The 13,700-nt window shown below is 74.0% G+C and carries 11 protein-coding genes; 6 read left to right on the top strand and 5 right to left on the bottom strand.

The features are described from left to right. Positions 1-5 precede the first annotated feature (5 nt). The 4 genes from NP075_RS00745 to NP075_RS00730 all read right to left on the bottom strand — a co-directional run bounded on the left by NP075_RS00745 (position 6) and on the right by NP075_RS00730 (position 5,994). On the bottom strand, positions 6-1,145 hold the full coding sequence (locus tag NP075_RS00745) for a GNAT family N-acetyltransferase (RefSeq protein WP_227563806.1): 1,140 nt from the start codon (positions 1,143-1,145) through the stop codon (positions 6-8). Positions 1,146-1,267: 122 nt separating this feature from the next. Next, positions 1,268-2,422 carry a GNAT family N-acetyltransferase gene (locus NP075_RS00740; protein ID WP_227563805.1) on the bottom strand — a complete coding sequence of 385 codons (1,155 nt, stop codon included), beginning with the start codon at positions 2,420-2,422 and terminating at the stop codon, positions 1,268-1,270. 49 nt (positions 2,423-2,471) lie between these two features. Further along, positions 2,472-3,479 (bottom strand): aldose epimerase family protein, encoded by a 1,008-nt coding sequence (locus NP075_RS00735; RefSeq protein ID WP_227563804.1) that lies wholly within the window; start codon positions 3,477-3,479, stop codon positions 2,472-2,474. A 46-nt stretch (positions 3,480-3,525) separates the two neighbouring features. Further along, a complete protein-coding gene (locus tag NP075_RS00730; RefSeq protein WP_227563803.1) occupies positions 3,526-5,994 on the bottom strand; it encodes a glycoside hydrolase family 94 protein in 2,469 nt (822 codons plus the stop codon). Positions 5,995-6,351: 357 nt separating this feature from the next. On the opposite strand from NP075_RS00730, the gene dcd reads away from it, so the two are divergent. The 3 genes from dcd to NP075_RS00715 all read left to right on the top strand — a co-directional run bounded on the left by dcd (position 6,352) and on the right by NP075_RS00715 (position 9,249). Next, positions 6,352-6,927, top strand: coding sequence for a dCTP deaminase (gene dcd, locus NP075_RS00725; protein WP_227563802.1), 576 nt, complete (start codon positions 6,352-6,354; stop codon positions 6,925-6,927). Beyond that, positions 6,927-8,069: a hypothetical protein gene (locus NP075_RS00720; RefSeq protein ID WP_227563801.1), complete on the top strand. Its 1,143-nt coding sequence runs from the start codon at positions 6,927-6,929 to the stop codon at positions 8,067-8,069. Before dcd ends, NP075_RS00720 begins: the two co-directional genes overlap by 1 nt. 166 nt (positions 8,070-8,235) lie before the next feature. After that, positions 8,236-9,249 carry a hypothetical protein gene (locus tag NP075_RS00715; protein WP_227563800.1) on the top strand — a complete coding sequence of 338 codons (1,014 nt, stop codon included), beginning with the start codon at positions 8,236-8,238 and terminating at the stop codon, positions 9,247-9,249. A gap of 45 nt (positions 9,250-9,294) precedes the next feature. On the opposite strand, the gene NP075_RS00710 is transcribed toward NP075_RS00715, so the two are convergent. Then, positions 9,295-11,409: a S9 family peptidase gene (locus NP075_RS00710; RefSeq protein ID WP_227563799.1), complete on the bottom strand. Its 2,115-nt coding sequence runs from the start codon at positions 11,407-11,409 to the stop codon at positions 9,295-9,297. 118 nt (positions 11,410-11,527) lie between these two features. On the opposite strand from NP075_RS00710, the gene NP075_RS00705 reads away from it, so the two are divergent. Genes NP075_RS00705 through NP075_RS00695 form a run of 3 tightly spaced genes read left to right on the top strand, consistent with a single transcriptional unit; the run spans position 11,528 to position 13,699 of the window. After that, a complete protein-coding gene (locus tag NP075_RS00705) occupies positions 11,528-11,905 on the top strand; it encodes a VOC family protein (protein WP_227563854.1) in 378 nt (125 codons plus the stop codon). A gap of 28 nt (positions 11,906-11,933) precedes the next feature. Then, on the top strand, positions 11,934-12,845 hold the full coding sequence (locus tag NP075_RS00700; protein ID WP_227563798.1) for an ABC transporter ATP-binding protein: 912 nt from the start codon (positions 11,934-11,936) through the stop codon (positions 12,843-12,845). Next, complete coding sequence (locus NP075_RS00695) at positions 12,842-13,699, top strand: ABC transporter permease (protein ID WP_227563797.1); 858 nt, start codon at positions 12,842-12,844, stop codon at positions 13,697-13,699. Before NP075_RS00700 ends, NP075_RS00695 begins: the two co-directional genes overlap by 4 nt. The last annotated feature ends 1 nt before the right edge of the window (position 13,700 follow it).

Raw genomic sequence — 13,700 nt, 5'->3', positions numbered from 1 at the left:
GGGCGTCAGAGGCCCGTGCGCTGCCAGGCCACCGACACGCCCGCCTGCCGGAAGCCCAGCGCGACGTTGATCGCGAGCATGTGCGCGTTCTCCTGCGCGTTCCACGTGTGGATGCGCCGCACCCCGGGCCGCCACGCGGTGTACGCGTCGAGGTTGGCGGCCTTGACGAGCATGCCGAGGCGGTGCCCGCGGTGCTCGCGCAGCACGAGGGTGTCCTCCTGGAACGCGAACGGGACGTCCGGCACGGGCGTGTGCAGGACCGTGAAGGCTGCCAGGCGCCCCGTCGTGACGTGCTCGGCGGCGGCGATCAGCACGTGCTGGTGCTGCTGCGCCAGGCGCTCCAGGTGCGCGCGGACGCGGTCGGCGTCCCAGGGGTCCTCCTGCAGGTCCAGGCCGCCGAGCGGGACGTCGGTGCTCATGCGCGTCCACAGGTCCGCCAGGTCGTCGTAGCGGTCGGCGGGCAGCTCGTCGCGCCAGGTGTGCGTGCGGTACGCCTCCCCGGCGTGCGCGCGGGCGTCGGCGGCCAGGGCCGCGCGCTGCTCCGGGTCCTCCGGCAGCTCGAGCACGGAGTACCGCGCGACCTGCTCGATCGCGTAGCCCCGTGCCAGCCCCAGGCGGACGGCGCGCGCGTCGGCGGGGGCCCGCCCCGTGCCGGTGGGCGCCGTGAGCGCCCCGGGGCCCGGCGGCGGCTCGGGGCTGTGGTCGGAGAACAGGTAGAGCGTCGTGCGGCCGGTGGCACGCACGTGCTCCTCGAGGGTCGCCAGCAGCGCAGCGCCCACGCCTCGACCCTCGTACCCGGGCAGCACGACGACATCGCCCCCGGCGGTGTGCGTGTTGGCCGTCGTCGGCAGGTCGACCCGCGCGAACCCGACGACGTCCTGCGCCCGCGGCGGCTGCGCCGGGTCGCCGACCACGGCGACCCACGAGGCCACGTCGCGGTAGGGGTTGGCGCTCAGGATCCCGAGCAGCACGCCCACCGGCGCGTGCAGGTCCGCCCACCCCCAGATGGCCAGGTGGGACTGCCGGGAGACCTCGGCGCTGCCGGCGTACGCCCAGGCGTCCGGGTGGTCGACGGACGGCGGGACGGGGGGCGCGGGCAGCACGCGCCACGGACGGTCGGCGACGACCGTGTCGGGGGTGGTCACGGAAGCAGCCTGGCCCGCCGCGGGGCGGTTGGCCAGCACGTCGCGTGGGCCACCGCCGCCGGCTCGAGCGCGGACCGCGATCCGGAACGCGTCCGCGCGCTCCGCACCGGGCGCCCCGGGCCTCAGGCGTCCGGGGTGGCGGCGACGCGCTCGGTGCGCTGCCACGCGGCGGCCACGCCGGCCTGCCGGAAGCCGATCGCCACGTTGATCGCGAGCATGTGGTCGTTCTCCTGCGCGTTCCACGTGTGGACGCGCCGCACGGCGGGACGCGAGGCGTCGAGCTGCTCGAGGTTCACGGCCTTGACGAGCATCCCGAGCGAGCGCCCGCGGTGCTCGCGGAGCACGAGCGTGTCCTCCTGGAACGCGAACGGCACGTCCGGGTGCAGCACGCGCAGCACGGAGAACGCGACCAGGCGCCCGGTCGGCACGTGCTCCGCCACCGTCGTGAGGTGGTGCAGGCCTGCGTCGGCCGTGCGGCGCAGCATGTCCCGGACGCGCTCGGCGTCCCACGGGTCCTCCTGCACGTCCAGCGCGCCCAGCGGCACGTCGGTGCTCATGCGCGTGTACAGGCGCGCCACGTCGTCGCGGAAGTCCTCGGGAGCCTCGTCGAGCCACGTGTGCGTGCGGTACTCGTCACCCGCCCGCGCACGTGCCGCCGTGAGGTGCCCGGTCAGCTCGGGCGTGCCCGCGCCGTGCTCGTCGCCGAGCTCCAGGACGGAGTACCGCTCGACCTGCTCGAGGCGGAAGCCGTGGGCCTGCGCGAACCGGACGGCGGCAGCGTCGAGCGGGACGCGCCCGGTCCCCACGGGCGACTCCAGCGCACCCGGACCGGCCTCCGGCTCCGGGCTGTGGGTCGAGTACGCGTGCAGCGTGCCGCGACCGTCCACGGCGGCCTGGTCGGTCGCCGCGCGCAGCAGCGCCGCCCCGATGCCACGTCCGCGGTGCTCCGGCAGGACGCCCACGGCGACGTGCGCGGTGTGCTCGTTCGCCGTGAGCGGTTCCGACAGCGTCGCGTAGCCGACGACGTCGCGCGCGGCGCCGTCAGCGCCCTGGACCGCGACCCACACCAGGGTCCGCGAGTAGGGCGTCGGGCGCAGCATCGGCAGCCGGACGTGCAGCGGTGCGTACAGGTCGCTCCAGCCCCACGTGTCGAGCTCGTCGCGACGTTCGATCTCGCACAGGCCCGCGTACGCCCAGGCGTCCGCGTCGTCCGGGGACGCGGGCAGCGGCGGCGCCGGCTGCACACGCCACGTCGTGGTGGGGTCGGTCGTGATCATCACGCCACCGTGCTCCGCGCCGGCACCGCGGCGCCACGCATTTCCCGCGTCAGACGCGCACGCCGAGCCGGAAGGTCCCGGACCGCTCCTCACCCGGCTCGAGGACGAACACCCCCGTGCCGGGGACCCCGGCGTCGTGGAGCGTGAACCCGTCGTTGACGTTGGTGGCCGGCTCGACGGCGAAGTAGCAGCGCCGGCGCGGCGCGTACAGCACCAGGTGCCGGTACACCGGGTCGACCGTCAGGTCGACGGCCACGCCCTCGTCGGGGTACTCGACGTGCACGGGGGCCGCCGGGTCGAGGCCGGTCAGGACGTCGTCGACGAACCCCGATCCCAGCGGGCGCGCCTCACGGAAGTCGGCGCGCGGGGGCACCGGCCCGGCGGGGCCGTCGGGCAGCGCACCGGACAGCCGGTACCCCGCCTCGGCCGCGACCCGCAGCAGCGGCCCCGCCGTGGGCGGGTACTCCCGGACCGGCGCGCCGACGGGCAGCAGCGCACGACTCAGGTACGGGTGGTGCCCGAACCCGGCGGGGAACGGTTCCACGTCGGTGTTGCGCACCGACGTCGTGACGACGAGGGCGTCACCGTCCACCGCGTAGCGCACGGTGGCACCGAACTGCCACGGGAAGTTGATACCGATCTGACCGCAGGTCTCGACCGCGAGCGTGATCGCGGTGGCGGTCCGCTCGACGACCTCCCAGCGTGCGTGCCGCACCGCGCCGTGGATCGCGGTGCCGTCCGCGGCGTTGCGCTGCAGCTGCCACCGGCGGCCGGCGAACGGCAGCACACCGTCACGGATGCGGTTCGACCACGGCACCATCGGGAAGCTCGCGCACTTCTCCGGGTCGCCCGACGACGCGCGCCGCGTGGGCCGCAGCAGGTCGCGCCACACCCCGTCGGACGTGCGGATGCGGCCGGCACCGAGCGCGGCCCCCGTGCCGGGCAGGACGTCGACCTCCCAGCGGTCGTTGCGCAGCGTCACGGCACCCGAGGGCTGCGCCACGGCCGGTGTGGCCGGGGCGGGCGCGAGCTCGGTGATCGGCGCGGTGATGGTCATCGGCGGCAGCCCCCTGCTGTCGGCGCCGGGTGCGCGAACGCCCCGGTCAGAGCGTGACCTCGACGCGGACGGTGCTCCCGGCCGGCGCGTAGGGCACGTGGTTGCCCTCGACGGGGACTCCGTCGACGACGAGCGAGCCGCGCGAGCCGCGCGCACCCGAGTTGGTCACCGTGATCTCGTACGTCGCGCCGCGGGCGACGCGCGTCACGGTGAAGGTGGGGACGTCCGGGCCGATCTGGGGGTCGACGACCAGTCCGTCGTAGTCGGGCCGCACACCCAGCAGGTACTGCGACACGGCGACGAAGTTCCACGCCGCGGTGCCCGTCAACCAGGAGTTCTTGGCCTCACCGGCGCGCGGCGCCTGCTTGCCCGCGATCATCTGCGCGTACACGTACGGCTCGAGCTTGTGGACGTCGCTGATGTCCTCGCGGTACGCCGGGGTGATCCGCTTGTAGTAGTCGAACGCCTTGTCCCCGCGTCCGACGACCGTCTCGGCGATGATCACCCACGGGTTGTTGTGGCAGAAGATGCCGCCGTTCTCCTTGTACCCGGGCGGGTACGTCGAGACCTCGCCGAGCTCGATCTGGTACGTGGTGTACGCGGGGTACTGCAGCACCAGGCCGTGCGGCGTGCCGAGCATCTCGTCGACCGCGTCGAGCGCCTGGATGGCGGGCGCCTCGACGTCGTCCGGGCCCTCGCCCACGCCGATGCCCGCCATGACGGCGAAGCCCTGCGGCTCGATCCAGATCTTGCCCTCGGGCTTGGCGTCGGTGCCGACGGGGTTGCCGTAGAAGTCGTACGCGCGCAGGAACCAGCGGCCGTCCCACGCGTGCTCGAGCACGGCCTCGCGGACCTCGCCGACGACCTTGCGGGCCTGCGACGCGACCTCGGACAGCCCTCGACGCTCCGCGAGCTCCGCGTACTGCTCGCCGTACAGGACGAACTGCGCGGCGATGAACACGGACTCGGCGTGGCCGCCGGCCTGGTTCTCCGTCGTCTGGAAGGACTCGCCCGGCTCGGTGGAGAAGCAGTTGAGGTTGAGGCAGTCGTTCCAGTCCGCGCGGCCGATGAGCGGCAGGCCGTGCGGGCCGCGGTGGTTGACCGTGTACTCGAACGAGCGCGTCAGGTGCTCGAACAGCGGGACCTCGGAGCCGGGCTCGTTGTCGAACGGCACGGGCTCGTCGAGGATCGAGAAGTCGCCCGTCTCCTTGACGTACCCGGCGACACCGGCGATCAACCACAGCGGGTCGTCGTTGAAGCCCGAGCCGATGTCGTTGTTCCCGCGCTTGGTCAGCGGCTGGTACTGGTGGTACGCCGACCCGTCCTCGAACTGCGTCGACGCGATGTCGATGATCCGCTCGCGCGCACGCTCCGGGACCAGGTGGACGAAGCCCAGCAGGTCCTGGTTGGAGTCGCGGAAGCCCATGCCGCGGCCGATGCCGGTCTCGAAGTACGACGCCGAGCGCGACATGTTGAACGTGACCATGCACTGGTACTGGTTCCAGATGTTGACCATCCGGTCGAGCTTCTCGTCGCCCGAGCGCACCGAGTACGTCGACAGCAGGTCCGTCCAGTAGGCCTGCAGCGCCTCGACGGCGGCGTCCGCCTGCGCGGCGGTGGCGAACCGGCCGAGCAGGGCGTGGGCGCGCTCCTTGTTGACGACCTGGTGCGCGTCGTCGGCCCACTTCTCGTCCTGCGGGTTCTCGAGGTAGCCCAGCACGTAGACGAGGTCGCGGGTCTCTCCCGGGGCGAGGGTCACGCGCACCGAGTGCGAGCCGATCGGGTACCAGCCGGACGCGACCGAGTCGGCCGACGCCCCGGCGCGCGGCACGGCCGCCTCACCGAGCGAGTTGTACGCGCCGACGAACGTGTCGCGGTCGGTGTCGAACCCGTCGGCGCGGGTGTTCACGCCGAACACGGCGTAGTGGTCGCGCCGCTCCCGGTACTCCGTCTTGTGGAAGATCGCGGACCCGTGCGGGCCGTCCTGCTCGACCTCGACCTCGCCGATCGACAGGTTGCGCTGGTAGTTCGTCTGGTCGTCCTGCGCGTTCCACAGGCAGAACTCGACGAACGAGAAGAGCGTGACCGTCTTCTCGGCGTCGGAGGTGTTGGTGACGGCGACGCGCTGCACCTCGGCGTCCTCGCCCAGGGGGACGAAGAACGTCGTCGCGACCCGCAGGCCCCCGCGCTCACCGGTGATCCGGGAGTAGCCGAGACCGTGCCGCGCCTCGAAGTGGTCGAGGTCCGCCTTCACCGGCAGCCACGACGGGGTCCACACGTCGCCGCCGTCGTTGACGTACAGGTAGCGCCCGCCCGCGTCGGCGGGGATGTTGTTGTAGCGGTACCGCGTCAGCCGCCGCATCTTGGCGTCACGGTAGAACGAGTACCCACCGGCCTGGTGCGAGAGCAGCGAGAAGAACCGCTCCGACCCGAGGTAGTTGATCCACGGGTAGGGGGTGTGGGGCGTGGTGACGACGTACTCGCGCGCCTCGTCGTCGAAGTGGCCGAACCGCATCGCATGCCTCTCGTGCCTCGTCGCACGGGTCCACCGCCGAGGCGTCACCGCGAGGTGCGCGCCCAGGTGTCAGCGGCCCTGCTCAGGTCCCTGGTCGTCCTACGGAACTGCATCGCGGACGCTCCCGCGCGGCCTCCTCGTCGAAGCGCGTCCCCGCACTCCGGCGAGAGCGCTCCCACAGCGGAGCGGGCACAGCATATCCCGAAGCACGTCGAGCCGGAACGGGGCGGGACCTTTCACCGCCGCGGCAGGCCGCGCCGGTGCCCGGGCACGCCGGGGAGGAGGCGCGCGAGGCCGCCGGGAAGGGCGGCACGAGCGCGCGGTGACCGTGCGGCGCGCAGGCTATACGGTGGCCCCGTGCTGCTCTCCGACCGCGACATCCGCGCCGAGCTCGAGTCCGGGAGGGTCGCCCTCGACCCCTACGAGCCCGGCATGGTCCAGCCGTCGAGCATCGACGTGCGCCTCGACAGGTACTTCCGGCTCTTCGACAACCACAAGTACCCGTTCATCGACCCCGCGGCCGAGCAGCCGGACCTGACGCGGCTCGTCGAGGTCGACCGCGGCGAGCCCTTCGTCCTGCACCCCGGCGAGTTCGTCCTGGGGTCGACGTACGAGCAGGTCACGCTCCCCGACGACGTCGCCGCACGCCTGGAGGGCAAGTCCTCGCTCGGCCGGCTCGGTCTGCTCACGCACTCGACCGCCGGGTTCATCGACCCCGGCTTCAGCGGGCACGTGACCCTCGAGCTGTCGAACGTCGCGACGCTGCCCATCCTGCTGTGGCCCGGCATGAAGATCGGTCAGCTGTGCTTCTTCCGCCTGACCTCCCCCACCGAGAACCCCTACGGGTCGGCGGCCTACGGCTCGCGGTACCAGGGGCAGCGCGGCCCGACCGCGTCGCGATCCTGGCAGGGGTTCCACCGGACGGACGTCTGATGGTGGCCGACCGGTACCCGTCGCTCGCGGCCGACGACCCCGCGCTCGTCGACCGGCACCTGCTCGCGCTGCCCGAGGGGGTCGAGACCGAGGAGGTCGAGGTCCTCGCCGCCAGCAGGTTCCGCAACGTCCGGTGGGAGGACGCCGCGCGCGAGTCCGCCACCCGCACGGGCATGCTGCCGGCCGTGACCGCCGCCTTCGGGATCCGGTCGGTCGCCCGCCCGTCCGTGCGGTCCCTGCGCCTGGCACGGCTCTCGACGCTCACCGGGCCGTACGGCATCGACACGCAGGACGCGATCGGGCTCGGACTGCCGGCGTCGACGGTGGTGCTGTGGGTGCTGCAGACCCCCCGCGAGCGCGGTGAGCGCCCGGGGCCCGGCGGCGACCGCGACGGCGTCAAGCGCGCCTTTCCCGACGGCCTGCCGATCCGGGAGGAGGCGCGCACCCTGCAGTGGCTCGTCGCCGCCGCGCGGCGCCTGGGAGGTGCGGTCCGCACGCAGACCGGTGCCGTCCTGACGCCCGACCCGGACGCGGCCACCGACCTCACCGTGCTCACCGACCGCTGGGTCGAGCCCGCGGACGTGCTGGCCCTCGTCCAGCGCGTGCAGCCGCACGCCTACCTGTCGGTCGCGACGCCGGGGTCCTGGACGGGACCGACCGTGCTGACGGGTCGCGGCTCGCAGGGCGCGGTCGGTGGTGCGCCGGAGGCCGGCGGGTCCGGCCTGCGGGCCGCCCTCGAGAGGCACGGTGTCGCCGACGACGACGAGCGCCGGCGCCTCATGGCGGAGGCCGACGCGTACGACGAGCTCATGCTCGCCGCGCCGCCGCCCGCCGAGGCGTTCGGGGTGCTGGTCGACCTGGGCGTCGACGGCATGCTCGCCGTCGAGGTGGCCGCGTGCGAGCAGCTCCCCCCGCTCATGGAGGACCTGCCGTGGACGGGCGCCGGCGTCGTCGCGTACCGCGTGCGGTGGGAGCCGTTCGAGATCGAGCAGCGGGAGCAGGAGCGGCCGTCGTTCGAGCACCGCGTCGCGCGCTCGCGCGCGGCCCCGATGGTCGCCGCCGTGGCGAAGGTGCTGCAGGCGGCCGTCGGCGGCGAGGTGGCCGACGAGGCGGACTTCCTGGTGGACCCGGCCGACCTCTGAGGCCGGCTGCGCCCGATCGGGCGTACCGGGGGCCCGCACTTGTGCAGATCCTGCGGAGAACGGGCCGCCCCGGTCATGCCGCGCGCCGCGGTGCCGAACCGCACGGGGAGGCCGCCGCGGCCCCGTCGGGCAGCTGCCGGCGCGCACAGAATCGAGCACCACCCCCATGACGACGTCGACACGCGGGCGCCGTGCCCGCGCGGCCCTGACCGCTCTCGCCCTCGCCGCCGGCCTCGGCCTGGTCGCGGCCGCACCCGCGTCGGCGGCCTCCGCCACGTTCGCGGACGGGGTCGGCGAGTGGCGCACCGATGCGTCGAGCGACATCCAGGCGTACCGGCTGTCCCTCGACGCGACGAGCTTCGCGCTCACGTTCTGGACGCGGGAGCCCGCGGGCACCACCTGGCCCTACAACGTCGACGTCGATCTCGACACGAACGGCGACGACGTGGCCGACTTCGAGGGCTTCAAGTTCGGGGACGAGTGGATCTTCCACCGTGCCGACCCGTGGGTGCAGACGTGCTCGGGGACCGGCTCGCACGTCGGCAACCAGATCTCGCTCACCGTCCCCACCGGCTGCATCGGCTCACCGACGCAGGTCAGCGCGTCGATCACCGTCGTGCAGACGTACGGGGGCTTCGACAAGGCCTTCGACTCCGCCCCGTCGAGCTTCCTGCGCGCCTTCTCGTCACCCGTGACGGCGGGCCCCGGCACCGGCCCGACGACGAGTCCCCCCGTCACCGTGTTCCGGTTCTGGAGCCCCACGTTCGACAACGCGCACTTCTTCACCACGAGCGAGACGGAGGCGGAGAACATCTACCTCGACGACCGCAGCTGGCAGTACGAGGGAGTGGCGTTCAGCGCGGTCGCCCCGGACGGTGCGGCCTGCCCCGACGGGCGGCCCGTCCACCGGTTCTACTCCCCCGTCTTCCAGTCGCACTTCTACACCCAGGACGAGGGCGAGAAGAGCAGGATCATCGCCGGCGACCGCAACTGGTCGTACGAGGGCGTGGCGTACTGCTCCTTCCCGGACCAGAGGGCCGGGACCGTCCCGCTGCACAGGTTCTGGAGCCCGCTGTTCGGCAAGCACTTCTTCACCGCCAGCCAGGCGGAGACGGACCACATCCGGGCCGGCGACCGCAACTGGACCTACGAGGGCGTCGCCTACCACGTCATCCCGTGAGGCGAGCGGGCGCGGGCGTGGTTGCCCGCGCCCGCTCGCCCGCCGTCAGCCCAGCACCTCCGGGTACGCGACCGCGTCGTCCCCCGTGCGTCCCAGCACGTGCTCGGCGAGGAACGCCTCGACCGTGCCGTACCAGACCTTGGCGTGCTGCGGCGTGAGCACCCAGTGGTTCTCGTCCGGGTAGTACAGGAAGCGGTGCGGGCTGCGTCCCTCGTCGTCGGCGGGCAGGCCCGAGGCGGACAGCAGCTCGTACCACAGGCGCAGGCCCTCACCGATGGGCACGCGGTAGTCCTTGTCGCCGTGGATGACCAGCACCGGCGTGACGATGTCACCGACGAACCGGTGCGGCGAGTGCTCGAGCGCCATCTCGGGCGACATCTCGCGGCCCCAGTAGTACGCGGCGTCGGTGGTCGGGCCGAACTGGTCGAGGGCCCACAGGCTCGCGTGCGTGACGATCGCACGGAACCGGTCGGTGTGCCCGGCCACCCAGTTGGCCATGTACCCGCCGAACGACCCGCCCATCGCGGCCGTCCGCTCGGGGTCGAGGTCGTCGCGCTCGAGCGCGGCGTCGGTCGCGGCCATCAGGTCGGTGTACGGCGCGGCACCCCAGGCGCCCCAGCCGCGCTGGACGAAGTCCTGGCCGTACCCGGTGGACAGGCCCGGGTCCGGCAGCAGCACGGCGTAGCCCTGCGCGACCATCAGCCACGGGTTCCAGCGCCACGACCACGTGTTCCACGAGCTGAGCGGTCCGCCGTGGATCCACAGCAGCAGCGGCGCCCTGGCGTCGGGGCCGGCACCGTCGGGCAGCGCGAGCCAGGCCCGCACCCGCGTGCCGTCGGCGGCCGTCGTGACGACCTCCTCGAGGCGCCCCGGCAGTGCGACGTCGGGGGCCGGGGACCGCAGCGGCTCACCGGCGACGGGGCCGGCGGCGAGCGCGGCCGCCAGGTCCAGACGCACCGGGTGGGCAGGCGCCTCGTACGACGCGCGCAGCGCGTAGGCGGTGCGCCCGTCGGGGCTCACCTGCACGTCGGAGAACGCTGCGTCGTCGCTGGTCACGCGCGTCACGGCGCCCGTGCTCAGTTCCACGTGGAACACCGGCGCCCGGCCGTCGTCGTCGGCGACGACCAGCAGGCCGTCGGACGAGGGCAGCCAGACCGGCCCGGACGGCCAGCGGTCCCAGTCGGCGGCGAGACGCCGCGGCTCGCCGCCGGTCAGCGGCACGACCCACAGCTCGACGGCGGGCGCCTGCTCCGGCGTCGAGACCGTCTCGCGCGCGTACGCGACCCAGCGCCCGTCCGGGGACACCACGGCGTGGCCGATGTCGGCGGCCTCGTCGTCGACGAGCACGCGGCGCTCACCGGTCGCGACGTCGACGGCGACCAGGTGCATCCGCATGACGCCGCGCGCGACGGCGCGGTTCCAGGGCGTGACGACCGTACGGCCGTCGGGGCTGAGCGCGGGCGAGTGCTCGAGCAGCGCGATGCGCGCGTCGGGCGTCACGTCCGACAGCTCGAGGCGGGGGTCGCGCTCCCCCGCGAGAGGCGCGGCGACGTCGTCCCCGAGCGTCCCGACGAACGCGTGCGGCGAGGCGGGCCCCAGGTCGTGGTCCCAGTACCGCACCGGGTACCCGGTGTGCAGGATCGCGGAGACCTTGTTCTCCTTGCGCGCCTTGCGCAGGCGGTCGTCGTCCGCGGCGTCGGCGGCCGACGGCAGCACGTCGGACACCGCGAGCACGGTCGGCGCCGCGGTCGCGACCTGCACGCCACCGAGGCCGGCGGTGCGGTCGGCGACGACCCGCGCCTCCGCGCCGTCGGCGGGCAGCAGCCACAGCGCCGGCGTCGGGTCCTCGTCCGGGTCCTGGGCGTCCGGGTCGGGGCGAGCGCTCGTGAACAGCAGGTCTCCCGCGGGCGTGAACGCGGCGGACGCCTCGCTCTTCGCCGAGCGGGTCAGCCGCCGCGCCGGCCGCTCGCCCGCGGGGTCGACCTCCCACAGGGCGGTGACGTACGCGGTGCGCTTGCGGTCGAGCGTCTGCACGGCCGTCACGAGGCGCGAGCCGTCGGGGGACAGCACGAGCCCGGACAGGCGAGGCAGCGCGACGTACGCGTCGAGGTCGTGGAAGGGCGTGGCGGCGGAGGGCCCACCGTCGGGAGGTGTCGTCATGGCACCGTCCTACCACCCTGCGCCGACGCCGGTGCACCGGCTCCAGCCCGATGAGTCCGGTCGCCGGGACCGGTCCGTCTCCAGGGACGACACCGAACCACCTGGAGGACCCGTGACCATGCTGACGCCCTACCTGACCGTCCACGACGCCCGCGCCGCGATCGACTTCTACGCCGCAGCGTTCGGCGCGGTCGAGACGGGCGAGCGCTACGAGGAGGACGGTCGCATCGGGTTCGTCGCCCTCGCGATCGACGGCGCTGCGCTCTACCTGTCCGACGAGGCGCACGAGTACGGGGCGTGGGCGCCCCGCAGCGCGGGCCACGCGACCGCGGCGATCGCGCTCGGCGTCGCGGACGCCGACGCGGTGTACGCGCGCGCCGTGGCAGCCGGCGCGACCGTCGACCGCGAGCCGAGCGACCAGGGCGACGAGCGCCGCGGGTGGCTCGTCGACCCGTTCGGCCACCGGTGGGTGATTGCGTCGCCGTTGGTAGCGTAGGTGCAACAATATGTAGTACAACTGCTACATGGAGCCCACCCGGAACGCCGCTGTCCGCGTCGCCGGCCTGCGCATGGCCTACGGCGGCCGCACCGTGCTCGACGGCGTCGACCTCGACGTCGAGCCCGGTGAGGTCGTCGCCCTGCTCGGGCCCAACGGGGCGGGCAAGACCACGACGGTCGAGATCATCGAGGGGTTCCGCCGGCGCGACGCCGGGGACGTCGAGGTCCTCGGCGTGGACCCCGAGCACGGCGACGACGCGTGGCGCGCCCGGATCGGGGTGGTCCTGCAGTCCTGGCGCGACCACCGCCGGTGGCGCGTGCGCGAGCTGCTCGCCCACCTCGCCGACGCCTACCGGCCCTACGCCCGCGCCGGTCTCGCCCGCCCGCGGGACGTCGACGACCTGCTCGCGCGCGTCGGGCTCACCGCGGCCGCCCACCAGCGCATGGCCACCCTGTCCGGTGGTCAGCGCCGCCGCTTCGACGTCGCCGTCGGGCTCGTCGGCCGACCCGACCTGCTCATCCTCGACGAGCCGACCGCCGGGCTCGACCCCGCCGCACGACGCGAGTTCCACGAGCTGATCCACGAAGTGGTCGACCTCGACGGCACCGTCGTGCTCATGACGACGCACGACCTGGCGGAGGCCGAGACCGTCGCGGACCGCATCCTGCTGCTGGCCGGCGGGCGCATCGTCGCGGACGGCAGCCCGGCAGCCGTCGCCCGTCAGGTCGCCGGCCCGTCGGAGGTGCGCTGGAGCGTCGGCGGTGCGCGCCAGGTCCACAGCACGCACGACCCCGTGGGGTTCACGCGCGAGCTGCTCGCGGGCGGCGACGTCGAGGACCTCGAGGTCGTGCACGCCACGCTCGAGGACGCGTACCTCGAGATCGTCCGCCACCACGAGGCCCGCAGCACCCGACCGGACCTGGAGGTCTCGCGATGAGCACGCCCGCACCCCGCGCCTGGGCCGTCCGCACCGGTCTGCGCCGCGGCGTCACCGAGTTCCGGCACATGCTGCGCAACCCCGAGGACCTCGGCTGGAACGTCGTCATCGGGATCGGCGTCCTGGTGTACCTCGTCACGCAGCGCGACACGATCATCCCGGGCAGCGGCGGCCTGAGCCTGCCGAGCCTCGCGCTGCCCGGCATCCTGGCCGCCACCGTCCTGTTCGGCATGGCCATGGGCCCGGCGTTCGCCCTGTCCGCCGAGGTGGAGGACGGCACGGTGCTGCGGCTGCGCACCACGCCGCGCGGCACGACGACGTACACGGTGGGCATCGTGGTCGGCCAGGTGCTCGCCGCGCTCCCCATGCTCGCGATCCTGCTGGTCCCCTGGCCCTTCCTGCTCGGAGACCCCATGCACCAGGGCGCGGGAGGCTGGGCCGCGCTGGCCGGGTGGCTGCTGCTGGGCACGCTGGCCACCCTGCCCGTCGGCATCGTGGGCGGCGCGCTCGCCGGGCGCCCGACCCGCGTCATGATGTTCGTCATGGCCCCCGTCGTCGTCCTCGCGTTCCTGTCCGGGGTCTTCGGCCCGCAGACCGTGCCGCCGTGGGCCGAGTGGGCCGTCCAGGCGTTCCCCCTGTACTGGCTCGCGCACGGCCTGCGGTCGACGAGCCTGCCCGCCGGCGCCGAGGGTCTGGAGCTGGGGGGTGCGTGGCACCCCGAGATCGCGGCGCTCGTGCTGCTGGCGTGGGCGGTCGCCGGGCTCGTCGCAGCGCCCGTCGTGCTGCGCCGGATGAACGCGCGGCAGACCGCGAGCGCCCTGACGGACCGCCTGCAGACGCTCATGCACGGCTGAC

Source organism: Cellulomonas wangsupingiae, from assembly GCF_024508275.1.
Classification (GTDB): Bacteria; Actinomycetota; Actinomycetes; order Actinomycetales; family Cellulomonadaceae; genus Cellulomonas; species Cellulomonas wangsupingiae.
The sequence above is the reverse complement of the archived record's forward strand: the minus strand, read 5'-3'. Positions and strand labels throughout refer to the sequence as shown.